This window comes from Nocardia sp. NPDC004573 (assembly GCF_053602135.1).
In genome coordinates this window covers 138,988-162,382 of sequence record NZ_JBSGDA010000017.1, presented here as the reverse complement: position 1 = coordinate 162,382, position 23,395 = coordinate 138,988, and the positions used below count along the sequence as shown (strand labels likewise).

Below are 23,395 nucleotides of genomic sequence, written 5' to 3'. Positions count from 1 at the left end.
CGTCGCGGAAATGGGGGAAATACCTACAGTTGGCTCGAGCTAGGCTTGTCGATTGCTGTACCGGGGCTGAGGACTGTGACCGGTGCCGCTGGCCGTTTCGCGTCGTTACCTCCAGCGGGGCGACCGTGCCCATGCCCGCCGCGCGCGGTCAGCGATCCAGAAAGTTGGCGGGAGGGCGCACGGCTGCCCTGCCTGACGACCTTGTCCACACTGCGACCACGGGATCACTTTCTCATTTCGCTCGCCGCCGTGCGATCCATTGCCGACCCTACACCGGCGCGGGAGGATATGCCCAGTTTCGTGAAGACTCGGGCTACATGTTTTTCGACAGTCTTAGGGCTGATGAACAGCTCGGCAGCGATCTTACGGTTGGAATATCCTTGTGCAATTAGTTTGGCGATATCCAGTTCGCGCTCGGTCAACCCCGCAGAGTTGGTTTCGGCACTGCTGGTCGGCAATCGTCGGACCCGTTTTCCAAGATTTCGCAGCTCTTGCGCTGCTTCGTCGGCGAGTCGCGCGGCACCGCTGGCCTGCAGGGTGCTGTGTGCTTGTTGAAGTTCGAGGATCGCCGATGTGGGCTCGTTTGCTTGCGCGAGGGCGCGGCCGGCCGTTATACGCGCGCGGGCGGCCCATACGCGCATTTCGGCGGAGTCGAAATATACTTGTGCTTGCTGAGCGGACGCGGCGGCTCTGCGGAAATCCCCGCGTGCCGCCTGTATGCGCGCCCTGACATGATGTGCCTGCGCCTCACGGGACCGTAGTCCTTGTGCACTGGCCTCGAGTCGGCCGAGTATCGCTTCGGCCGCGTCGAGGCGGCCGGCAGCCAGCTCCGCTGTGACAAGTGCCTGGTACCAGTAGGCACGTGAGGTGGGGAAGATGTCGGTCAACTCGGGTCCGCCGGTTTGGAGGATTTTCTGGCGGCCCTTCTCGAACTCGCCGGATTCGATGAGCAGGTCGCCGTAGCACGCGTGCGCCAGCCATGCATAGTGTGCTTGAGGTGTACGGTCGGCTGCCTGAATTGCGGCGTGCCCGGCGGTGAACGCTTCAGGGAGATTGCCGCTGAGCGTCTCGATCCAACAGCGGAGGCTCTCGGCAACTGTGCGAAGTGCATCGTTGTCCAGCAAGAGCGCTGCCTCTACAGCTGACTCGGCAGCGTCACGAGCCTCACTGAGCCGTCCGACGTGCAGTTTTGTTGCAGCGGAGCCGATCATGAGGCGCACAAAGACGTGGCCGTGTCCGGTCGCGCGACTAGCTTCGAGTCCACGCTCCGCAAGGCGGTCAGCGGCTTGAAAGCGTTCGAGGTTGACGTCGGTATCAACGAGATTAGCGAGCGTGTCGAGTAGCTCAGGGGCCGAAAGGATGTCTCTCTCAGTCAGTTCATCGGCGACAGAAGCAGCGAGTTCCTGCACGCGAACGATATCGCCTGCAGGGCACATGACCCAGGCGAGGCACGCTTCGGATGCGATCAGCAAGGTGGGATCACCGAGCGTCTGCGCGTCGCTGCGTGCGCGTTCGGCGGCTGCGATGGCTTGGTCCCATTGGCGGCGCATCAGATGGTTTTCGGCAAGTGCGAGCTCCAGTCGAATGGCGTCTGCGCTGCCAGGGGCCACTCGATCAAGAGTGGTGACGATGCGACGGTAGGCTGCGTCGGCTAGACCGAGTCCGTGATCGGCGCGAGCGATCATGCCGATGAGCGGAAGCTGGTCACCGACTGAATCCGGTGCGAGCAACTCCAACGCTTGTTCGAGCGTCGCTCGGCTGTCGTTGAGACGGCCGGAGCTGGCGAGCGCCCCAGCCGAGGAGACCAGCAGCGCGACCCTTTGCTGCACCGTGGTGGTTGTCGGCAGCAGTCGCAGCGCCGCTTCGAACCAGCGTGCCGCGGCGGCCGGGGCGCGATAGACCACAGCCTGTCCGGCTTCGCACAAGGTAGCGGCAGCCTCTTCGTCACCGGGGCTCGACGAATGCTCGATGTGGTGTGCGCGGATGCCCACGGTGGCGCCGCGAGCGGTCAGTGCCCGCGCAGCTCGTTTATGCGCGCCGAATCGCCAACCGGGCATTGCTTGGTCGTACACCACTCGACGCACGATCGGATGCCGGAACCGAAACTGGCCAGGTGTAGAAGTCGCGCGGAGTAGATCTGTCACTACGAGTTCGTCCAGGCAACCGAGGACCAGCTCCTCGTCGGCATCGACGATTGCGCTCACCAATTCCGAGTCAAAAGGGTCTCCGGCGACTGCTGCTGCCTCGAGTACGCCGAGGCGTTCAGGCGTCAATACCGACAGCTCCCGAGCGACCGTCGCACGCAATGTGGGCGGGAGGTCGGGCTCCTCTCGGGCTGTCTCCGGGAGGGGAATCGGCAGTGTCTGTCGTTGTCGTGCGGTCCGGGCAAGTTGCTCGAGATAAAACGGGTTCCCACCGCTCTGTGTATATAGCGACTGAAGGGTCGGGGAGTCCGGCTGCTGTCCCAGAGCATCCGCCGCTTCGGTGATTGTGAACGGTGCCAAAGCGAGCTCGGACACCAAGCTTTCCCGCGCGGCTTTCTCGACGGCGTCGAGTAGCAGCTGCGGTGCCTGCCGATGTCGGTAAGCTATCGCGAGCAGCATCCCCGGCACCGGATGTCTCAGCAGATGACGAATAAGCTCCAGAGATGCGGGATCGGCCCAGTGCACGTCATCGAGAACCAGAACCGCAGGCCGACGGCGAGCGAGCCACTCGAGCGTGGCGCGAACCGCACGATGGAACTCGAATCGTTCTGCTTCGAGCCGACTCGAGAGGCGCTTTCCGCGGCCTGATACAGAAGGCAGTACGGCGGCGAGCTCTGCCAGTCGATTCGGCCCGAGTTCGGCGATAGCGTGGGCATCGAGTGCAGCGAACTTTTCATCGAGAGCTTCGATGATGAGCGCGTAGGGAATCTCCCGTTCCAGTTCTGACCCTCGGCCTGCCAGTACCACTAGACCAGCCTTGGCGGCTCGTTCACAGAACTCACCCAGCAAATGAGTCTTACCGATCCCAAGTTCGCCCAGCACGGCCACAGCACCCGCCGATCCGGACTTGACCCGGCCGAGAAGCTTTTGCATGCTCTCGAGCTCGGATCGCCGACCGACCAGGAGGTCGCGCAGAGCCCGATTGGTGCCGATCGATGTCATCACACCTCGTGTCCCATATTCGAGAACGGCCGAAGTTGATCTCGGACGGCCCGAACAAGGGAAATACTAGTCCACGAGCGCACGAGTGGATGCGCCCGGCTTCGGCAACGACTGGTGATGTGGCTTCAGGAGCATGCCTGGATGTGGAAGCTGGCACTACCATCGTCAGTCTGGGGCCCGCCCAGATGCGGAACTCAGGGTTGCGGGGTGCTAGGCCGACCAGCTTGAGCAGGCGGTCCAGCACAGGACGCAGTCGCGCTCATCGCGGCTCAAGCCGGGCTCGCCCGAGTGGATTCCGTCGCGTGCGAGCTGGGACGACGCTGCGGGCCCTACAGCGGCTGTTCGCCGAGCATGGCGGGATCGGGCCGAAGTCGGTGATCCGCCGCTACCGGTTGCACGAGGTGAGTCGCCGACTGGAAGCGGGTCGGGAGCTCGGTTGGCCCCATCCGGCGGCCGACCTCAGCTACGCCGACAGGCGCACTTCGGCCTCGACACCCGCATGATCGGCGAACCACCACCTGCTACGCGGCACGCTACGAACGCCGGACACCAGACCACAGAACAAGAGACCGTCTCCCACCAGCGGGGTGAGGCACAGGACGTCGAGGAGACGTCGTCGTCAGTTGCCACCTCGAGGCTGCCGATTGCTTGCCTGGCTAGCGGCGGCTGCCGAAAAACGAGGCTGGGACGGGACGGGCCAGGGCCGATCAAGCTTCCACCCCGAACCGTGGCGGTCCGGTCATGCCACCCCTCTATCAACCTCAGGTGACTTTCAGGCCGTGGTGGCGGTGTCCGGGTGTGATCCATCAGCGCCGCTCACCCGGCTCCCGCCTCTCCGGTGCCGTGGCCGCTTGTCCGGTTTCGACGCATGGCCGAGTGTTCACCTTGATGTGCCGGCACGATCGGCTCAAGGGCTCTGGCGAGAATTTAAGGTTGGTCTCGCTACCGTTGTTCGCGCGTTTCGCCAACCTGGTGGGTGCCGCCTTCGCGCTGGGGAGGATGGACTCGCGATCGCCCTGTGGACAAACCTGCACGGCATCGCCGCCGTGCAGGCGAACCGCAGCTTTCGCCTGATCGGACCGGGTGTCGACATCGAGGCGCTGGTGGCAGGGCGCAAGCGGCGCATCTGGCATGAAGAGGTTACCCAGAGGCTCTCCCTGCGCACGGTCAGCTATGCCGTGGCCCGACCGCGGCGACGAAGCGGTTCCAGTTCCTCGAAACGGCCGACATCCGAGGCGAGGCGGCAGCCGTCCGTTACGAACGTGGTCCGTAGAGGTCTCGGCTCAGTCGACAAGGGCACCGCAGGTGAGGTTGAGGACCGCGCCGGTCATGGCGCCTGCTCCGTCAGACGCGGCATACACCGCCGCCTCGGCGACCTCCGCGAGGCGGGGGAGTCGCCCGAGGCGGGTGTCGCGGATCAATGAGCGAAGGTGCTGGTCATCCTCGGGCAGACCTGGGGCGGTCTCCGGGGTGAAGTTGGGGCGAATACACACGACCCGCACTCCGTCGCGGCCGAGTTCGCCCGCAAGACTGCGGTTAAGGGCTTCGATACCAGCACAGGCTACGTTGAACCCGCCCATACGGTGACGGGACTCGCCAGCGGCTGAGGTCGACAGCAACAAGATGACGCCCGAGCCCTGTGCAGTCATCCGGCGGGCAGCCGCGGTCGCGGTGATGAATTGCGAACGTGCCGCATCCATGATCGGGGTTAGGAAGTCCTCCAGCTTCATATCTACGAGCGGCACATCTTGCAACGCGTTCATGCCCACCGCGTTGAAGGAGATGTCCAGCCTGCCTGCCCGTTCGACCACCCGATCGGCGTGGGCCTCGACCGCCGCTTGATCGAATATGTCGATCCGAGTGGCCGTAGCGCGGCCGCCTAGGTCGGTGATCTCCGTGGCCACCGCGTCGAGAGTCGTCTGCGTCCGTCCGACCACGTATACACGGGCGCCTTCGCGGGCGAACGCCCGCGCTACCGCGCCGCCCATATTGCCGGCCGCCCCGTACACCACTGCACTCTTACCGTTCAATCGCATATCAGGGCTGACGGCTCGACCTTGCGAAATTCATCGGTGTCACCCCGGCTGCACAGCCCCGCAGCCGCATCGGAATCGACCACCTTGGCAGTAGTGGTGTTCCGATGACGGTCAGGACCACCGGCCGGTCCGTGACCGACATCGCGGCGGAGGCGACAATGGGTGAGCGCGTTGCCGAGGCGGGTGCGGTTCTTGCGAGTGGTGCCGAATATTCTGTTGTCGACAGTACGCGTTGCAGAACATCTGTGGCAGATGTCAATGCGTGCACTGGGCAAACGTGCCGTCACTTGCGGTCTGTTGAGGGTTTCGATCGCTGGATAACCTGTGATGGGTTGGAGCACTCCTATGCTCGGATTGTCATGTAGGTCGACCTCGGAGACGGCGGCGTCTGCAGGTTTCGGCGGCTGAACTGGTTCACATGAACCGTGCGCCAATCGGCGGGCGGTGGTCATGGTCGTAGAGGTAGACGCGTTACCCAGGTTTGCGAGAGACCTCGAGGAAACTGGAACCTCAGCGCGGAGCCCGGGAAGGGAACTCGGTCATAGACCGAGTTGTCGCACTTGTAGGCGTTTCCCCCATACCGGTTGCGCGTCCGAAATGTGACCGTGAGTTCTCCATAAGAGGCGATGGCGCACGGTGAGTAGCCGAAGCCGCTGTTAGTCGGAAGGCTGGTCTGTGGAGTTCGATTACCTCGCGTTGCCGCCGGAAGTGAACACCGCTCGGTTGCTGTCCGGTCCCGGCGCAGCTGCGCTGGCAACTACCACAGCGGCCTATGCCACCTTGGCTACCGGGTTGGCCGTCGCTGCCAGTGGAACCGACGCCTCGACCGCTGCGATGGGTGCGGTATGGCAAGGGCCGACGTCCGATCTGGCCCAAGCGGCATTTCGCCGACATGCGGGCTGGTTGCACAAGCAGTCTGCGGTCGCCCTGGATGCCGCGACGTCCGCGGCTGAGCTGGGGGCGATCTTCGGCGGGGCGCAGGAAGCCATGACAGGTGTGGCGGTGTGGCTGGCCGAATGGCATTTGAAACAAGTTGCTCTCGCTGCCGCCAGCACAACGCAATTGGCCCCGCTCACACTTGCGGCTATGGCGGCGAGTGAACTCGAGTATCTGGCGATCACGGCCGCGGCGGCAGCGGTGATGTTCGGTTACGACTCGGCGGCCTCGGCTGTGCTGGCCGGTCTGCCAGCGCCGGAAGTTCCCCTGCCGATCGTCAGCGGTGGATCGATCCCCGAAGGACGATCATCCGACTTTGGTTCTCCCCAGATCCAGGACCCCCGGATTTCCGACCAGGGCTCGCATGCGGCCCAATCCGACGGAGCCAGTCAGACTGCTGACCCAGGCGCCTCCAATCCCGATCCCAGCTCCCCACAACCGGTGGACACCGCGCAACCCACCGATCCGCTGCCGGACATGGACAACCCCTCGTTACCGTCCGATCCAACGGCTGACTCGTCGGCGAACGGTTCGGGCACCGGTTCGATGGACCAGCAGGGTTTGATCGGTGTATCACAGGATTCGACCACTTTGGCAGGGCTGAGCGGCGGAGTCGGCAGCATGGTCGGCCTCAGCATGACGCGCGGCGGGCTGAGCGCCATGTCTGGTGCCGCGACCGGATTCCGTATGCCGTCCAACTGGTCGATCGGTCGCGGCACCGCGTTCGGCGCTTCGCCGCATCTACCGAGCGGAGGGCCTGCCGTGCGTTCAAACACACTGCGCGGAGCAACCGCGCCAAGAGCGCAGATGCTGCGGCGCAGGGGGGACGAGGACCGCAAGAAGTCGAAGGTGTTCGTGCCCGGAGAACCGCAGGATATCCCGGTTCCCGAGCAGCCACCCGTCATCGGTGTTATTGAGTATGGTGACGCCGACTTCCGGGAGGAGTTCGACAAGGCCGCAGGGGAACAGTCGCTGGGGATCGGTGTGATCGAAAGCGCCGCTGACGATCCGGCGACTACATACGACGAACCCGCGCGGTGAGATCTGCGCTGTAACCGAGACTTAGTCTTAACTGACGTTTCAGAATCAAGTTCGGGTGACTGCCGGAAGCTGTCAGCTGTCGAGCCGCTGAAAGACCTGCGTGAACCCATCGTTTTCGACCAGCCCGATGAGCGCTCGGGTCATGTTGCTGATGCCGGCATCGCGGACAATGAGCCCGTCCGAGACCCATGGTGTCGAGACCCGTGTATGCGGGCCGGGGCTAGTGCTGCGTTCCTCAAAGGTGGTAGATAAAACGGCGGCGTAGGGTCCTTGGTTTCGGGGCTGGTCGGCCCCAGACCCATGGTCGTGCGCGGGCGTTGAGGGCGGCGGTGGCTTGGCGGGTGGCCTGGTCGATCTCGGTGTGGTCGGCGAAGGTCTGACCTGCGAGGGCTTCGCGGCGGAAGATCCGCCACCACGGCTCTTGCAGGTTGAGCCAGCACGCCCCGACCGGGATGAACGCGTGGTTGATTCGTGGATGGTCCTCGAGCCATTCGCGAGTGGATTTGCTGTTGTGACTGGACAGGTTGTCGGTGATCACGTAGATATCGCCGACCGGGTTGGCCTGCTCGATCAGCTCGAGGAATCGCTGATAGTTGACGCTGTTGCGTGAGCCGGCGGTGAGCGTGACCGCCTGGCCGTCGCGGACGCGGATCGATCCGTAGACCCAGACCCTGTCGGGGCCTCGCGAATATTCCAACGGTGCCTTGATCCGGCGCCCGTCGACCGACCACCCAGGTGAAGGTGTGAAGGTGCGGGGCGAGACCGGGCCCAACTCGTCGGCGCAGACTACCGTGGCGCCTTCTGGTGGCTGCGTGTAGAGACCGACGATGTGGGTCCTTTTGGGACGAAGTACGCATCCTTGCTCGTCGTCCACGACTGCGGCCGACGCCAGCGAACCCCCTCTGCCACAAGGATTCTGCGCGCTTGACTACGGCCGACGACTATCCCCTCGTCGCGTAGTGCCGCGGTGAGCGAATCAAGGGTCCAGCTCGACGGCGCTCCGTCCCGCTCGGCTTCCAGAGCACCGTCGGGGTGGCGGGTCAAACGCCCCGGCGGCGTCGTCGCGACCAAGGCCACGATGCGGCTGCGCTCTGTTTCGGTCAACCGAGGTCTACGTCCTGCTCCTCGACGATCACCGAGCCCATCGAGGCCGTGGGTGTTGAACCGGTGCAGCCTTTCTCGCACCGTCTGCGGATGGCAGCCGAGCTCGCCCGCGATCTGCGCGGTGGACTTCCCATCCCAACTCGCCGTGATCATCCGCGCCCGCCGAATCCAATCCCCAGGCGCATGACGAGCACCAGCGATCTTGCGAACCTTTCGTTCCTCCAGCGCATCCCGTGCCGGACGCGCAACCAATACCTTCGGCAGGACCCACCTCAACCACACCCGAACCACCAAGACCAGCAACAAGATACATGATCTTTGAGGAACGCAGCACCAGTAGATCATCCAGTCGCGATTACCACTACCTCGTCTCGTTCAGGAGTGGCCGACTGCGGAGATCCGTTCGGCGCCGGGACGGAAACTGAATGATTGCCGGCCGAAGTCCCAGAATCGGTAGATCGGCCACTGCGCAGTATGGGCCAGCCAGGCACCAACGATGGTGGCCCGATGCACCGGCCGCACGACGAACCCGTGATCTTGGATGGTACGCAAGCCCATCAGCTGGAACTGCCACCAGCGGCGTGGGCTGGTACGACGGCGACGCGAGGAAGTCTGCGCACGCATATTCGTCAGCTGGTCGATCCGAAGCCCGCGCTTGGATAGACACAACGCCAGGTCCAGATCCTCGGCGACGTCGGCGCGTACCTGCGTGTCCTCCCGGACCTGCAACCACGCCTCGCGGCGCAGCGCCATGTTCGGTCCGAACATGTTGCCGACCTGGCCGCCGAGCTTGCCGTAACGAAGAAGCACCGATTGGCCGAACTTCAGAAAGAAGCCGATCGGCGAATCATGATAAGTGCACAGCCCCGTCACTGCGGCGCTACTGGGATGCTCGGAGAAGAATTCGCGGATTATAGAACCCCAGTCGGCGGCAACGAGTGTGTCTGCATCGGTGCGGGCGATGAATTCGCCTCGAGCTTTGTCGAATCCGGCGTTTCGCGCGGCTGCGATGCCTCGGACAGGCTCGTGTATCAGTTCGACTTCCGGATGAGCAGCGGCGAAGTCTCGGACGATGACAGGGGTGCCATCATCGCTGCCGTTGTCGACGACGATCACCTCATCGACAGCCTCTTGCATGACCAGCTGCATCAGGGTGCGTTCGATGACCGCGGCTTCGTTGAGCACGGGGACGACGACCGATAAAATCGTCGAGCAATCTATATCTTTCATCAATTTACTTTCACGGATTTGTTCTTGGTGATTGTGAGTGAGCTGCACGCGGACTTACGCCCGGTGATTCGAAACCTGTTCTCGCGGCTTCGACTCCGTCAGCACGACACGATTGCAGCACGCTGCCTCAATTGAGCCCGGCGACGTCCGAAATCGACGGATTCCAGTCACGGACTAGCTTAGAATTCCATCGCGCTACCCGAATTTGCATGGGGGAAATCCCTACGATGCGAAGTCGGACCGTCGGAGTCTTCGTTAGAACGGTCCCGCGCCTCCTCTACCTGCGTTCAGTACTACGAACCGGTGCGGGAGCACTCGTATGGGTTCCGCAGCAGTGCCTGCTGGCTCTCGGAACTCTTTTAGTGGATATTGAAAGGTGGTCGAAGGCATGGGCGACCGGCATCTTGTCCAGTCCACTCACCGGCATCTGCAAAATCATTCGCTCGGCAATGGTGTCATGTCGCAGGGCGCTATCCGCGCCCGATCGAATCTGCCGTAAACCGCTCAGCGCAACTAGGTTCATTCACCACACCCGAATCACCGCCGCTTCGTCGATGTCGGCCCACCATAGATTTTGGTTCAGTCCTCCATGGTCGCTGTCCGGGAAGCGACGATTGTTCTTCGGAGCTAACATCCTGTCCGTACCAATCGGCACCAGGCAGATGATAGGCGATCGACCCCGGACCGTCTGGACAGTCAGCGGTAGCCCCGACGCAGCATCCAGCACCATATTGGCTGTGAAGCATCGACATAACAATTAGTCGATTCCCTCCTCAGAGCACGAGATTGGATGCCCCCCTTCGGTGGAATGCTGCCCGCGAACACTATAAATAGGCCAGCGTCCGGTGATGGAGGCTGCCGCGGAGGCGGCCTGCCAGCAGGCCGCCGTGCAACGCCCACAATCCCGTTGGCACCCATCGGCGCATGAAGAAGAAGGCCGGATTGCAGATGCCCCGGTTCCCTTCTGCTCGGTCGCGATTAGGAAGCGATTGGGTCGGTCCCGCGCTGGGCGCGGGCTGGTCGGCGCAGTCGTTCTCCTAGCACGTGACCACTGTGTTTGCATCTTTTCGCGGGCGGGGGCTTGTGCCGGGGCTGCTGCCGTGGTCATCGGCCCACCCTCGGTGGTCGGCGGTTTCCCGGCTGGCATCCATGGAGTTTGCGATGCAGGGGTGGTAGTGGGTCTGGCTTGGAGGAGCGAGTTATCGGGATGCGCTTGACCTCGAACGGGCTGAGATCAGCGGTCGGGCTGGCTGATCGGGCAAATAGGGAGTCAGGAGCGGATCCGAATCCCGCTCTGCTTCCGGCGCCCTGATCGCTGGCTCGCCGCGCCGGCATGGGGGAACTCCCACGATTTGCGCCGAGGAGGCAACAACGCCCGACGATCCAGTTGGAGGTGTCGCGCTGAAGTGACGCGTCGGCGGACACTTTCGGCACCCTCACAGCCGTGGGAGAGACCGTCCGGCTCCTTGGGGCGTGCCAGTTGACCGTGTTGGCGGAAGGGCAGGAACATGGGTGACTTGGCAGTTGCGGATGCTGGCGGCATCCAGGCTGCAGTCTCAACGAACCCTTTGGTTCGCGACGTTCGCCTGGCGCGGGCGGTGTCGGGTTGCTGGCCGATTAGTGGTTGGCTGCGGTGTTGGGTCTCCTTCAAATGGCGACGCCGTGGGAAGCGAGGCCTCGTCGGCTGATGCCGTGCAGTGGGGCCCTTTGGGGTAATCCCAATTTTGCTCAACACAGCCCGTGACGTAGCAGCTGCCGGCTGTGGTCAACTGTAGGCGTTTCCCCCATATCGGACCTAGTTGCAGGCATGGAATCCTGACTCTCGCTTGACAATGGTCACGGTGCGCCACCTGGAATTACGACCCAATCTATTGTTCGCGGGACGAATGATGGGGTGCGGTCGAGCAGGGCTCGGTGGATCTGTTCACTGTAGGAACTGGGCATGGCGATAGAGATACCGAGTAAGGTGGATGTTTCTTGACGATCATCGGTGTTTCACATCTGGACTTCAATGAGGATGACGTGCGTGCATTGGCCCAGGATGTGCGTACCTTCGCGGACGGTGTCACGAGTACGCACGCGTCGGCGACAGTTGCAGTAGCGAATATGGGTTTGATTCTTTCAGGCAGCTCGTACGAGGTGTGGGCCGAGGTGGCGTCACGAGTGGAGCAGCTTGACCGGGCCTGCAAGGGGATGGCGAGGTCGCTAGATGATGCGGCAGATCTCGCTGCAGCGGTTAAGGTCGTGGTGCTGGCCGAACTCAACAAAATGGCTGTGGATCACGCAGGGGTTATGGCCTCGCCGATGACCGAACCCTGCGGGCTCGCGGTCAGCGAGATTGCGCGCAAATTGTGCGAGGGCACAGAGGAGTTGCTGGTCAGCTATCTCGTTGAAGAGGTGATCGGCAAGGTGATAGGGCCTCTCGATGACTCAGTTCTGCGGTTGGTCATGGACATTCCTGTTTACGTCGGTCACGCACTGGGTGCGCTACCCGACCGTTCAACGTCGCCACGGATCCAGGCCGAACCAGGGCTTCACGCCGAACTGGCTGAGCTGTTGCACTGCGAAAAAATGTTGGACGACCTCGCTGGGGACATCCTCGAACATTCGGCGACATTTGCCAACGGCGTGGCGAGACTGCACTTCACCACTCGACCGCCTCGAGGGCCCGGGAACCCGTAGAGAGTGTTGCTTTGGTGCGAACCCGTGTGTCGCCACAAGAGTGGCAGTGTTTCCTGCGGGTAAAAGGCCCTCGCACGCCTGCGATGACGACCAAGGAGGCGGCGCGGCCTTATCATTCATAAACCTCCACATTCGCCGACGCGCCGTGCTGCCCTGTTCGCGCCCGCGGCCAACGCCACCCACCAGGGGCTCAGCCGAGTCCAAACAATGTGTGACGGGGCCGAATTCCAGTCGGCGTTCCACTGGCACGTGATCGACCAAGGCATCGGCCACGCCTACATCAAACCTGCCACGCCCCGGCTCAACGGCAAGGTCGAGCGCTCCCACCGCATCGACGTCGAGGAGTTCTACCGCCTCCTCGACGGCGTCGTCATCGACGACGCCGGGTTGTTCAACGACAAACTGAAGGAGTGGGAGGACTACTACAACTATCACCGTCCCCACGGCGGCCTCGCAGGGCAGACGCCCCATGAGAGGCTGCTACAGAAACCCAAGCCCACACTGTTACCGGTCATCGTCAACGTATCTCGGCGACCTTGGTTGCCCGCGGCGTCGTTCCAGTCGTGGCCGACCATGTCGACGGTCCGCCCCGTGCGGGTCGAGGAAGGGATCAGCCGAGCGTCGTCGACGTCCACGCCCGGCTTCCGCGTGACGGTGGTCACAACTGTCCCTCGCATTGGTGAACCGCACGCCGCGTCTCCGGACTGGCCTGGTCGGCCAAGGCTTCGCTGTGCACAGGTTGGACGAAAGGGTGGCGTGCTATCGGCCGGATGGGACCGACGTGTGGGATAAAGCGCACCCATGACGTCCGTCGGGTTGGTCTCGGTCTGGTGTTCGGCGATGCACGAGAGCGCTGCGACGCGCCGGAAACTCTCGCTGTCTCCGCACGTACCCTACGCTCAGCGAGTCGACGCCCCGTGCATGCCGGCTGTGGCGTAGAGCATCTCAGTGGCAGGGTAATTCGTTTTTCGGTCAAGGGAGATGTCTGGTGATGTACGAGGGTGGTTGTCTGTGCGGGAAGATCCGCTTTCGCGTCGACGCGGAAGCGGACTGGCCGCATATGTGCTCGTGCCCGCATTGCCAGCGGCTGGGAGGTACCCCGGTCATGGCCTGGGTCGGCTTCCCTGCCGAGAAGTTCGCATGGATCGGTGAGAGAGGCGAACCGCAGTGGTACAACACGTTCCCGACCACGAAGCGCGGTTTCTGCCCCGAATGTGGCTCCACCGTGGCTGCCGTCGACGAGGGCAGCAACGACATCGGCGTCACGATGATGGCCCTGGACGACCACAGCGCATTGGTGCCGGTGCACCAGTCCTTCAAAGACAATGCCGTCGGGTGGCTGCCGGTGATCGCCACCATCTCCTGAACGGCCCATTGCAATCGATCCGCCACCGCGGGCAGAGCGCCACATCAAGGGCAGCTGCTGAACGTCGCTGACCACCGCCCGGGCCGTGCCGACTCTCGCCCACAAAACGACGGTCGACCCGCACACCAACACCTGAGATGCGCGCTGCGTTCGGCATGCAGGCGCGCCATGGGTGTGGCGAGATGGGCGCGCCTCGCCACGACCATGTGAAGTGTGCGGACCGCAATGATTTGCATCGGCCGGCAAACCGGGAGTCGCACTGATCGAGTGAGGATGCCGAGCGAGTCTCCAACGGCCGGAACGGCGTCCAGATGTCAAGGCATCTAGACATCCGGTGGCGTCGCGGGGAGTATGTCAAAATCGCGTTTGACCTGCCTGTTCGGGCGGACTGGGTGCAGCTGGATCGCGCCGTCCCATTGATATCTCTTTCCGTGGTTGTCCTGGCTGGAACAGGGGCGCAGCATCAATGTGAGTGTGCAGGTGTTGAATGCGGTGGCGCGGGTGTTGTCGTTGGATGCGGCGGAGAAGGCGCATTTGTATCGGTTGGCGGATGTGCCGACGGTGCCTTCGGTGGATGCGGGGTCGGTGTTGCCCGGGGAGTTGCAGGTGATTTTGGATCATTTGGAGCCGTTGCCGGGGGTGGTGTTGAGTGCCAGGTATGACGTGTTGGCGCACAACTCTTCGTATGAGGCGTTGTGCCCGGGGTTTCTGGCGGGGGAGCGGAATGTGGCGCGTCGGGTGTTTTTGACTCCGGAGTGCTGTAACGCGTATCGGCATAATTGGGATGATTTGCGGCGGATGGTGGGGTATTTGCGTGGGGCGTATGCGAAGAATCTTGGTGACCCGGGGTGGGAGGAGTTCATCGCGGAGTTGTGTGCGGAGAGTGAAAGTTTCGCGTCGTTGTGGGCGTTGAATGATGTGGCGGTGCCGGTGAGTCGGACGAAGGCGGTGCGGAATTTGGCGGTGGGGGAGTTGGAGATGTTTTTGACGAGTATGTCGTTGCCGTCGGTGCCGAATGCGTGGATGCAGGTGTATACGCCGACCGATGAGGTGGCGTGGGGGAAGTTGCGGGCGTTGTTGGCGATGAGTGCGGAGGAGCGGTCGCGTCCATGGGCGGAGCATCGGGAGATGTATCACGCGGCGGCAGGGTGAGTTCCGCGGCTCGCGGAACCACGTGCGAGGAGCTGGAGCCCTCCACCCGTGGATGTGCTGGCCAGTCCGAAGGGTGCCGTGGCGATTCTCGACGCGTGGCAAATCTTGAAACTGACGTCGACTTCAACTATACAGATGTTAAGCGCCCCGTTGGGTCCAGCAGGTAGTAGAGGCCGTCCGTTCGGATGTGGCGGCGCCCCATAGCCACGAAAGCAGGTTCGGTAGTGCAGGTTGCAGGCAAGGTCGCCATTGTCACCGGTGGCGGTGGAGGCATCGGCGGAGCTATCGCGCGGGCTCTGGTCGGTGCGGGTACCCGCGTAGTCGTCGCAGACCTGCACGCATCTACCGCTCAGGCCGTCGCCGACCGGATCAACGCCGATCATCCCGGTACCGCGGTTTCCGCCGGCGCGGACGTATCGGACACCGAGGCGATTCGCCAGCTCATCGCATTGGCTGACAAGCACTTCGGTCCCGTCGACATGTATTTCGCCAACGCCGGAATCGTCGGTGCGCCTGGGCTCGAGGCCGACGAAGCCGCGTGGAGCCTGGCGATCGACGTGAACCTGCGCGCCCACATCCGGGCCGCGCAGTTGCTGGTCCCGGCCTGGGTGGAGCGGGGTGCGGGCTACTTCGTCAGCACCGCCTCCGCGGCGGGGCTGCTCACCCAGATCGGGTCGGCCACCTACGCGGTCACCAAGCACGCCGCGGTCGGTTTCGCCGAGTGGCTCAGCGTCACCTACGGAGACCAAGGGGTGCGGGTCAGTTGCCTGTGCCCACAGGGCGTCAATACGAAGCTGCTGTTCGGTGCGGACTCCGGGGAAGTCCTCGGCGCCGCGGCAACCCGCGCCGTCACCAGCGCCGGTGAGGTGCTCGAACCGGCCCAGGTTGCGGCCGACGTGATCGCCGCGATCGACGACGAGCGTTTCCTGATCCTGCCGCACCCGCAGGTACTGGACATGTACCGGCACAAGTCCGCCGACTACGACCGATGGCTGCGCGGCATGCGGCGCTACCAGACGAAGGTGCTGGCGCAGGACTGAGGTCCTGCCGCGGCATCGACCTCGTCGAGGCTGTCGTCGGCCACAACGAGCGCCGCACCCCCGATTCCCCCCCCGGACCCGTCAGGAGTTCTCATGTCCCTGTTCGACATCTCCGAACGCGCCCAGCAGTTGCAGAACGAACTGCTGGATTTCATGTCTGCACACGTATACCCGGCCGAGACCGTGTACGAGGAGCAGATGCGCGCGGCCGGCGATCCACATTTCCATCCGCCGATACTCGAGGAACTCAAGGCCGAGGCGAGAAGGCGGGGCCTGTGGAACCTCTTCCATCCACACCCTGCCACCGGCGCCGGACTGACCAACCTCGAGTACGCGCCGCTGGCGGAGATCATGGGCCGCAGCCACATCGCGCCCGAGGCGTGCAACTGCAACGCCCCCGACACCGGCAACATGGAGGTCCTCGAGCTCTTCGGCACCGAGAAGCACAAAGAAAAGTATCTGAAACCCCTGCTCGACGGCACTATGGCGTCCGCGTTCGCGATGACGGAGCCAGGTGTGGCCAGCTCCGATGCCACCAATGTCGAACTGTCTATGGTCAAGGACGGTGACGAATACGTCCTCAACGGCCGGAAGTGGTTCGCCTCCAACGCCCTCCATAAGAACTGCAAGGTCATGATCGTCATGGGCAAGACCGATCCGGCCGCCCCGACGCACCGGCAGCAGTCGATGATGGTGGTACCGATCGACGCACCCGGTGTGACCGTGATGCGCAATCTGTCGGTCTTCGGTTACGCCGACCGAGAAGGTCACGCCGAGATCGACTTCAAGGACGTTCGGGTTCCGGTCGAGGACCTCCTCAAAGGCGAGGGAGAGGGCTTCGCGATCAGCCAGGCCAGGCTGGGCCCCGGTCGCATCCACCACTGCATGCGTGCCATCGGTGCGGCCGAGCGCGCGCTGGAACTGATGTGCAAGCGCGCCCAGTCGCGCGTCACGTTCGGCAAGCCGATCGCCGACAACGCCAACATCCAGGACTGGGTCGCCGAAGCGCGCATCGACATCGAGATGATCCGGCTACTCACCCTCAAGGCCGCATATCTGATGGACACCGTCGGCAACAAGGAAGCACAGACCGAGATCGCCGCGATCAAGGTCGCCGCCCCGGCCATAGCGCTGAAGATCGTGGACCGCGCCATCCAAGTGCACGGTGGCGCGGGCATCACCGACGACTTCCCGCTAGCCATGTCGTACGCGCACCTGCGGACCCTTCGCCTGGCCGACGGGCCGGACGAAGTGCACAAGCGCGCTATCGCCCGCCGCGAACTGCGCCAGTATCGCGACCTGCGACCGGAAGGTGTCTGAGCATGACTCCCATGCTGTCGCGTGCCGGAGCGTCTTTTCTGGATCTGAGCGGCAGAACCGCGATCGTCACCGGCGCTTCGCGCGGCATCGGTCTGACCGCCGCGCAAGCCCTCGCCGCCGCAGGCGCGAATGTGGTGCTCACCTCCCGCAAGCAGGAGACCGCCGACAAGGCCGCCGCGCGGATCGTGGGTTCGGCGATCGCGTTCCTCGCCTCCGACGCGGCGTCCTGGGGCACCGGCGAGACACTGGTCATCGACGGCGGCCAGCGGCTCGGCGACGCGGTGCCCTACCGGAACGGAGCGCCGCTCGGTGCCTGAGACCTCGGCGCGAGATGTGATCGGCATCGATCCGACGGCGGTCGCCCGCTGGTTCGGCGACCTCGGGATCGAGTTCGCCGGCCGGCTGGGCTTCCACCGAATCGGTCTCGGTCAGTCCAATCTCACTTACCTCGTGCAGGACGACGCCGGTCGGCGCTGGGTGCTGCGCCGGCCCCCATTGGGGCACCTGTTGGTCTCGGCACACGACGTCGCGCGGGAGGCGCGGATCATGTCCGCGCTCGCGGGCACTTCCGTCCCTGCACCGCGGATCCTCGGTGTCGCAGAGAATTGCGCGATCTCCGACGTGCCGTTGGTGCTGATGAACTTCATCGACGGCCAAGTCGTCGACACGATGGAGATCGCGGAGTCACTACCCCAGCGACGGCGTCGCGAGATCGCGGAGTCCCTGCCGCGCGCCCTCGCGCAAATCCACGCCGTCGACCTGGAGCAGACCGGACTGTCCGATTTGGCCAGCCACAAGCCGTACGCGCGACGCCAACTCGCGCGGTGGTCCGGCCAGTGGGAGAAGTCCAAGACCCGGGAATTGCCCGAACTCGACGAGCTGACCCGCAGGCTGATGGCCGCGGTGCCCCAGCAGACCGAACTCGCGCTCGTGCACGGCGACTTCCACCTGCGCAATGTGATCGTCTCCCACACGAGCGGCGAGGTTGTCGGCGTGCTGGACTGGGAACTGTCCACGCTCGGAGATCCGTTGGCCGACATGGGTTCTATGCTCGCCTACTGGCCCGAGCCGGGGGAGGGCACTGGGGGTGACTTCCCGGTCTCCACACTCGCGGGATTCCCGAACCGGGACGAACTCACCCGGATATACCTCGACGAGACCGGCCGGGACCCGCAGGCGCTGAAGTTCTGGCACGCGCTCGGTCTGTGGAAGGTGGCGATCATCGCCGAAGGTGTCATGCGCCGGGCGATGGACGTCCCCGCGAACAAGGCCGCAGCCGGCACCCCGACCGTCGAGCGCATCGATGCTCTGGTCCACAAGGCCATCGCCGTCGCCGATGCCGCAGGCATCTGAATCCCCGACCATCGAAACTTATATCGGCCGCTCCGGCCAACTTCCCGGACGTGCTGCTCTGTCGCGGCCGATACCAGATCAAGCCGCCACGGCCGTTCACTCCAGGGGTCGAGCTCTGCGGCGAGGTCGTCGCGGTCGGAGCCGGTGTCGGACGCGCCGTGGTGGGTGATCGGGTCGTCGGCACCACCGCACTGCCAAGCGGCGCGTTCGCGGAGTACGCGCTGATGAACCAGGCGAATGTGCTGCCTGCGCCGAAGGCCCTCGATGACGCGGAGGCCGCCGCGTTGAGTATCGGGTACCAGACGGCGTGGTTCGCGCTGCACCGGCGCGCTCGGTTGCGGAGGGCGACTACCTGCTCGTGCACGCCGCCGCCGGTCGGCTCGTCTTCCAGTCCTGAACCGCGGCTCCGCCGCAATGGTCGACGTCGCCGGCGGTTCGCCGAGGCATGATCTGGCGAGCCCCGATGGTTCCGTTGCTATAACTGTTCCCATGTCACGATCGACCGCCGGGGAAGAACACGAGGGTCCGCCGCCGTCCATGGCGAACTCCGCGCTGCTGCGCGAGCTGCCGACCACCGGTCGGGGACTGCGGACGCGCTCGGCCTTGATCGCAGCTGCCCGTACGGTGTTCGAGCGTTCGGGCTACCTCGACACCCGGCTGGTCGACATCACCACAGAGGCCAAATGCTCGTCCGGCACCTTCTATACCTACTTCTCCAGCAAGGAGGAGATCTTCGCCGCTGTCCTCGAGTTGGCGCAGGAAGACATGATGCATCCAGGCATGCCGCATGTGGACTCCGACGCCGACCCGGCTGCGATCATCGAGGCGAGCAACCGGGCGTACTTCGAGGCGTACAAGCGCAATGCCAAGCTGATGGCGTTGCTCGAACAGGTAGCCAGCATCGACCCGGAGTTCCGCAAACTGCGTCAGCGGCGCGCGGAGGCGTTCGTGCGGCGAAACGCCCGCAGCATCGAGTCCCTGCAGGCGCGGGGACTCGCGGACACGGAAGTCGATCCGCTGTTGGCCTCGCGCGCACTGTCCGGGATGATCAGTCGGCTCGCGTTCGACTACTTCGTGACCGGTGAAGGCACACCGGAGGATCTGAGGGTCGACCTGGACGAACTGACGCGCACCGGAACCCGGTTGTGGGTCAACGCGCTGCGCATCTCCACGCTGTGAGCCGGGCCCGTCCGAGCCACGAACCCGCCACGCCGTGATCAGTCAGCCCGCTTTTGCGGCAGCGATGCGGCAGGTAGGACCTCATATCCCCTAGCCAACGCTGTTGGTGAACTCGATCGGGACAGGATCGTGTCTACGTGTGACCACCGGCCGGGGTCGCCCCCGACAAGGTCGTCGAAGCCCCCTGTGAGCCCTGCGGGTAGAGCGACACCCGACACCGCCGCCGGGAGTTCCGCCGTCCGGCAGGACCGAAAATGACGTTGATTTCGGATCGAGACTTGACGTAGGTCACAACTTGAGGTTGAGTTCAGATTCAACATTCGGCCCACCGAAGGGAGGGTCGAAGCCCGGATCCGAAACACGACGATCGAGGGAACTGCATGGCCCCACTCCTGACTGTGAACGATCTGTCTCGCAGGCTTCTGGTCGCGGGCAGGCCGCTGCGCGAGGTCGGTGTCGCATCCGCCGCGAGCGAGGGTGCCGGCCCGGTCGGCGAGAGGCGATGAGTTCCGTGACCTGCTCTCTGCCAGTCGAATTCGAAAGAATGACGATGCCAACTGTTTCGCCGGAGACCGCCCGGTTCACCTTCCGTGCTCTCGAACTGATTCACGGGATGATCTACTTCAGCCCGCACGGGCAGGAGTGTTACGCCGAAATCGGCTTGCAGGGGCGGGCCCCGACATATTTCGCGCCCCGCTCGGCAGCGATGGGCCCGGTACCCGCGGAAGTCGCCGTCGCGACATTCTTCAATTTCAATCCGGTGGCGGTGCGCTCCGCGCTGCCCGCGGCCTGGCACACCGCCACGCCTGGGCACGTCCTGGAGGCACGGTACGAGGCCGTCGACCGCTCGCTGCGCCAAGCATGGGGCGAGGACGTCGACGGTACAACGGTTCGGGAGGCGGCCGATCTCGCACGCCGTGCCGCGGAACGCGCATGCGATCGGCCTCAGGGACGTCCGCTGTTCGCCGGACACGCGCAGCTGCCGTGGCCGGACGCTCCGCACCTGGTGCTGTGGCACGCGCAGACTCTGCTGCGCGAATTCCGCGGCGACGGACACGTCGCGCTGCTGTTCACCGAAGGCCTCGATGGTATGGAGGCGCTGATCACGCATGCCGCGACAGGGGCCATCAGCGCCGAAGCCCTCCGCGTCAGCCGGTACTGGAGCGAAGAGGAGTGGGCCGCAGGCATCGAGCGGTTGCGTGCTCGCGGGTGGCTTCTGGATGGGCCCGCACTCGCCCTCAGCGAGGAAGGGCGGCGGCGCCGGCAATCGATCGAGGACCGGACCGACCAACTCGCCGTGTACGCGTATGAAGCAATCGGACCGGAGGGGTGTTCGCGTCTGGGCGAGCTGGGCATGCCGCTGACAAAGGCGGTTGCGCAGGCCGATCTGGGTTTCCCAGCCGAGCTGATCGCCCGGTACAGGGACGGCCGGTGACCGGGGCGCCGAGGCTCGAGCACGAGAAGATGCGGATGACGGTCGACGTTGCGGCGTGGCAGGCGCTCGGATCCCGGCGGATCGCCACGAACGGGATCGAACTGCGAGTCGTCGATCATGGCGAGGGACCGGTGGTTGTCCTCTGCCACGGATTTCCCGAACTCGCTTTCTCTTGGCGTCATCAGGTTTTCGCGCTCGCCGAGGCCGGGTATCGGGTGATCGCCCCGGATATGCGCGGTTACGGAGGTAGCTCGCGGCCGTCCGAGATCGAGGACTACGACATCTTGACGATCTGCGCCGACCTGGTGGGACTGTTGAACGCCCTCGGCGCGGAGGATGCCGTGTTCATCGGACACGACTGGGGTGCCGCGGTGGTCTGGCAGATGGCACTGGCCTATCCCGGCCGGGTGCGGGCGGTGGCTGGACTGAGCGTTCCACCGGCGCCGCGCGCGCCGGTTCCACCGCTGGGGATTCTGCGTTGCCGCCTGGGAGATTCCTTCTACATGTGCTGGTTCCAGGAGCCGGGAGTCGCAGATGCCATGCTCGCGCAAGACGTTCGATGGGCACTCCTCAATAACGACACTCCCTCGCCGCAGGCTCTGGCACGGCGGCCGGGCGGAGAACTACCGCGTCCCCCGTGGTTGTCGGAGGACGAGTTACAGGTATTCGTGGACGCGTTCGAGCACACGGGTTTCAGCGGAGGACTGAACTACTACCGGAACATGGACCGGAATTGGGAGCTCACGGCCCCGCTCGACGGTCACGTCATCAGCCAGCCCTCGTTTTTCCTGACCGGTTCCAAAGATGCGGTTCGCATGTTCATGCCGGCCGAAACGATGACATCGGTTCTCGCGGATCTACGCGAAAACATTGTGATCGCAGGCGCCGGCCATTGGGTTCAGCAGGAGCGACCAGCGGAAGTCAACGAGGCGCTGGTTAAGTTCCTCGATTCCATCTGATGTGGATGGAATCGGGCGCGATGCGCGGGAGCAGTCGGAGACGGTTTCGTGGGCGGAACCGAATCGAATCGCACCCGTGCGTGTTCGCAATCTCTCGAACGTCTGGTTCGAGGCACAAAGAAGAAGGAAAAGGATGAGGAAAACGATTGCAGCAGCGTCGCTGCTCGTCTCGACGCTCGGCATAACCGCCGGAACGGCCGGAACGGTATCGGCGGCGCCGGCCGATGCCGCGGCGGTCGGTTACAAGGTATCGGTCGGAGAGCGGTCATCGGTGATCGATCTCGCGGCCGGCTCGATTGCCGTCGAAGAGGGGGTGCTGAAGATCAAGGCCCCCGGCGGTGCTGTGGTCGCGGGTTCGGAATTGTCTTTCCGGGTCGATGATTTCGTCTTCCCGATCGCCGCCGAAATCCGCGACCGCACTGCTACCTTGACGCCGCAGTTCGACCTCGAGCACGCCGCCTACAAGCCGGTGGCGCTGCCCTACGAAGACCAGGCTCCCTGGAAGACCCAGTACGACCGGGAACAAGCCGCTTGGGCGCGACTGTCCTCCACGATCCTCATGGGCGCGACGATCGGTACCACCGTCGGCGGCATCGGCGGCGCGGCGGTCGGTTGCGTGCTGGGCGGGATCGCCGGGGCGACCGTCGCTTCCGCGGCGATTATCGGCTTGTTCGGAGCCTTTCTTCCGGCAGCCGCCATCGGATGTGTGGGCGGAATGATGGCTCTCGGCGCGCTGGGGACGTTGGCCGGCCAAATTCTCGTCACCGCTCCGGTCGCGATCATGGCGGCAGTCCAGTACTTCACGACGATCAACCAGCCGATGCCGGCCCCGGCCCCGGCCCCGGCGAAGTGACGCCAACCCTGCCCAGCCGGTTTCCCCGGCTGGGCAGGGTCTGGGCTTCATGACAGACTTCGCCGTCACGAAGCTGCCGAACCTCGGCTGGAGTGCGGACCGAGCCCATCGCCCCTCCCGGGGAGATCGGAGGCGAGCGCGGACCGACAACGGGTGTGCGACGATTTCGAGAGTCCAGCGCACAGCAGGGAGGGTGAACGATGGCGAGGACGGCCGACGACGAAGCGGCAGCGGCGGCGATCTCCTCGCTTGCCGATACTTCTGCCCTACGGGAGCCTCCTCCTACGGCCCGCGGCTTTGCGCACGCGGGCAGCGCTGGTGGCGGCGGCCCGAGTGGTAGTCGAGCGGGACGGCTACCTCGACGCGCGATTGTCGGATATCACGGCCGAGGCCAAATGCTCCACGGGTAGCTTCTATACATATTTCAGCCGCACGGGCGCTGTCCGGCATGGTCGGCCGGATGGCGTACTACGCGTTCGCCCTCGAAGAGGAAACCTCGCTGGACGACCTCGTTCGAACGGCTACCCGCCTGTGGGCCAACGCGTTGAAAATCGACGAGGCAG

At 64.2% G+C, this 23,395-nt stretch carries 16 protein-coding genes and 5 pseudogenes; 15 read left to right on the top strand and 6 right to left on the bottom strand.

The features are described from left to right. Window positions 1-224 precede the first annotated feature (224 nt). The 3 genes and pseudogenes from ACWEKR_RS24775 to ACWEKR_RS24765 all read right to left on the bottom strand — a co-directional run bounded on the left by ACWEKR_RS24775 (window position 225) and on the right by ACWEKR_RS24765 (window position 5,155). Window positions 225-641, bottom strand: coding sequence for a response regulator transcription factor (locus ACWEKR_RS24775; protein ID WP_452356499.1), 417 nt, complete (start codon window positions 639-641; stop codon window positions 225-227). Between the two features lie 1,983 nt (window positions 642-2,624). Next, window positions 2,625-3,167: pseudogene (locus tag ACWEKR_RS24770) on the bottom strand (ATP-binding protein); the annotation flags it as partial. 1,262 nt (window positions 3,168-4,429) lie between these two features. Continuing rightward, window positions 4,430-5,155, bottom strand: a complete 726-nt coding sequence (locus ACWEKR_RS24765; RefSeq protein ID WP_452356491.1) for an SDR family NAD(P)-dependent oxidoreductase — start codon at window positions 5,153-5,155, stop codon at window positions 4,430-4,432. A 702-nt stretch (window positions 5,156-5,857) separates the two neighbouring features. Here ACWEKR_RS24765 and ACWEKR_RS24760 point away from each other — a divergent pair. After that, window positions 5,858-7,159 (top strand): PPE domain-containing protein, encoded by a 1,302-nt coding sequence (locus ACWEKR_RS24760; RefSeq protein WP_452356490.1) that lies wholly within the window; start codon window positions 5,858-5,860, stop codon window positions 7,157-7,159. 235 nt (window positions 7,160-7,394) lie between these two features. On the opposite strand, the gene ACWEKR_RS24755 is transcribed toward ACWEKR_RS24760, so the two are convergent. Genes ACWEKR_RS24755 through ACWEKR_RS24745 form a run of 3 tightly spaced genes read right to left on the bottom strand, consistent with a single transcriptional unit; the run spans window position 7,395 to window position 9,493 of the window. Next, entirely contained in the window at window positions 7,395-8,033 is a 639-nt protein-coding gene (locus ACWEKR_RS24755; protein WP_452356489.1) for an IS630 family transposase, read from the bottom strand. After that, the gene (locus ACWEKR_RS24750) at window positions 7,946-8,608 is read right to left on the bottom strand and encodes a helix-turn-helix domain-containing protein (protein ID WP_452356488.1); all 663 of its coding nucleotides are present in this window, start codon (window positions 8,606-8,608) and stop codon (window positions 7,946-7,948) included. Before ACWEKR_RS24750 ends, ACWEKR_RS24755 begins: the two co-directional genes overlap by 88 nt. 30 nt (window positions 8,609-8,638) lie before the next feature. Continuing rightward, entirely contained in the window at window positions 8,639-9,493 is an 855-nt protein-coding gene (locus tag ACWEKR_RS24745; protein WP_452356487.1) for a glycosyltransferase family 2 protein, read from the bottom strand. Between the two features lie 1,977 nt (window positions 9,494-11,470). Here ACWEKR_RS24745 and ACWEKR_RS24740 point away from each other — a divergent pair. From ACWEKR_RS24740 to ACWEKR_RS24675, 14 genes and pseudogenes are all read left to right on the top strand, one after another. After that, complete coding sequence (locus ACWEKR_RS24740) at window positions 11,471-12,175, top strand: hypothetical protein (RefSeq protein ID WP_452356486.1); 705 nt, start codon at window positions 11,471-11,473, stop codon at window positions 12,173-12,175. A 213-nt stretch (window positions 12,176-12,388) separates the two neighbouring features. Beyond that, window positions 12,389-12,664, top strand: a pseudogene (locus ACWEKR_RS24735) (integrase core domain-containing protein); the annotation flags it as partial. Window positions 12,665-13,166: 502 nt separating this feature from the next. Continuing rightward, on the top strand, window positions 13,167-13,541 hold the full coding sequence (locus tag ACWEKR_RS24730; RefSeq protein ID WP_452356498.1) for a GFA family protein: 375 nt from the start codon (window positions 13,167-13,169) through the stop codon (window positions 13,539-13,541). 435 nt (window positions 13,542-13,976) lie between these two features. Continuing rightward, window positions 13,977-14,693, top strand: coding sequence for an MmyB family transcriptional regulator (locus ACWEKR_RS24725; protein ID WP_452356485.1), 717 nt, complete (start codon window positions 13,977-13,979; stop codon window positions 14,691-14,693). A 224-nt stretch (window positions 14,694-14,917) separates the two neighbouring features. Next, window positions 14,918-15,733: an SDR family oxidoreductase gene (locus ACWEKR_RS24720; RefSeq protein ID WP_452356484.1), complete on the top strand. Its 816-nt coding sequence runs from the start codon at window positions 14,918-14,920 to the stop codon at window positions 15,731-15,733. A 93-nt stretch (window positions 15,734-15,826) separates the two neighbouring features. Further along, window positions 15,827-17,053 (top strand): acyl-CoA dehydrogenase family protein, encoded by a 1,227-nt coding sequence (locus ACWEKR_RS24715; RefSeq protein ID WP_452356483.1) that lies wholly within the window; start codon window positions 15,827-15,829, stop codon window positions 17,051-17,053. Window positions 17,054-17,064: 11 nt separating this feature from the next. Next, window positions 17,065-17,277: pseudogene (locus ACWEKR_RS24710) on the top strand (SDR family NAD(P)-dependent oxidoreductase); the annotation flags it as partial. A gap of 85 nt (window positions 17,278-17,362) precedes the next feature. Next, window positions 17,363-18,406 carry a phosphotransferase family protein gene (locus ACWEKR_RS24705; RefSeq protein ID WP_452356482.1) on the top strand — a complete coding sequence of 348 codons (1,044 nt, stop codon included), beginning with the start codon at window positions 17,363-17,365 and terminating at the stop codon, window positions 18,404-18,406. Window positions 18,407-18,426: 20 nt separating this feature from the next. Next, window positions 18,427-18,782 (top strand): annotated as a pseudogene (locus ACWEKR_RS24700) (alcohol dehydrogenase catalytic domain-containing protein); the annotation flags it as partial. Between the two features lie 113 nt (window positions 18,783-18,895). Next, window positions 18,896-19,585, top strand: a complete 690-nt coding sequence (locus ACWEKR_RS24695; protein ID WP_452356481.1) for a TetR/AcrR family transcriptional regulator — start codon at window positions 18,896-18,898, stop codon at window positions 19,583-19,585. A gap of 550 nt (window positions 19,586-20,135) precedes the next feature. Further along, on the top strand, window positions 20,136-21,020 hold the full coding sequence (locus ACWEKR_RS24690) for an SCO6745 family protein (protein WP_452356480.1): 885 nt from the start codon (window positions 20,136-20,138) through the stop codon (window positions 21,018-21,020). Window positions 21,021-21,049: 29 nt separating this feature from the next. Then, window positions 21,050-21,979 carry an alpha/beta fold hydrolase gene (locus tag ACWEKR_RS24685; RefSeq protein WP_452356479.1) on the top strand — a complete coding sequence of 310 codons (930 nt, stop codon included), beginning with the start codon at window positions 21,050-21,052 and terminating at the stop codon, window positions 21,977-21,979. Window positions 21,980-22,112: 133 nt separating this feature from the next. Beyond that, the gene (locus ACWEKR_RS24680; RefSeq protein ID WP_452356478.1) at window positions 22,113-22,832 is read left to right on the top strand and encodes a hypothetical protein; all 720 of its coding nucleotides are present in this window, start codon (window positions 22,113-22,115) and stop codon (window positions 22,830-22,832) included. Window positions 22,833-23,032: 200 nt separating this feature from the next. After that, a pseudogene (locus ACWEKR_RS24675) lies at window positions 23,033-23,258 on the top strand (TetR family transcriptional regulator); the annotation flags it as partial. Between the last annotated feature and the right edge of the window lie 137 nt (window positions 23,259-23,395).

What these genes read in the sequence shown, in the direction of transcription:
- ACWEKR_RS24775 (WP_452356499.1), bottom strand. Translation starts at nt 641, where the DNA reads ATGCGCGTATGGGCCGCCCGCGCGCGTATAACGGCCGGCCGCGCCCTC.
- ACWEKR_RS24715 (WP_452356483.1), top strand. Translation starts at nt 15,827, where the DNA reads ATGTCCCTGTTCGACATCTCCGAACGCGCCCAGCAGTTGCAGAACGAA.
- ACWEKR_RS24695 (WP_452356481.1), top strand. Translation starts at nt 18,896, where the DNA reads ATGTCACGATCGACCGCCGGGGAAGAACACGAGGGTCCGCCGCCGTCC.
- ACWEKR_RS24730 (WP_452356498.1), top strand. Translation starts at nt 13,167, where the DNA reads ATGTACGAGGGTGGTTGTCTGTGCGGGAAGATCCGCTTTCGCGTCGAC.
- ACWEKR_RS24690 (WP_452356480.1), top strand. Translation starts at nt 20,136, where the DNA reads ATGCCAACTGTTTCGCCGGAGACCGCCCGGTTCACCTTCCGTGCTCTC.
- ACWEKR_RS24745 (WP_452356487.1), bottom strand. Translation starts at nt 9,493, where the DNA reads ATGAAAGATATAGATTGCTCGACGATTTTATCGGTCGTCGTCCCCGTG.
- ACWEKR_RS24685 (WP_452356479.1), top strand. Translation starts at nt 21,050, where the DNA reads ATGCGGATGACGGTCGACGTTGCGGCGTGGCAGGCGCTCGGATCCCGG.
- ACWEKR_RS24750 (WP_452356488.1), bottom strand. Translation starts at nt 8,608, where the DNA reads ATGATCTACTGGTGCTGCGTTCCTCAAAGATCATGTATCTTGTTGCTG.
- ACWEKR_RS24680 (WP_452356478.1), top strand. Translation starts at nt 22,113, where the DNA reads ATGAGGAAAACGATTGCAGCAGCGTCGCTGCTCGTCTCGACGCTCGGC.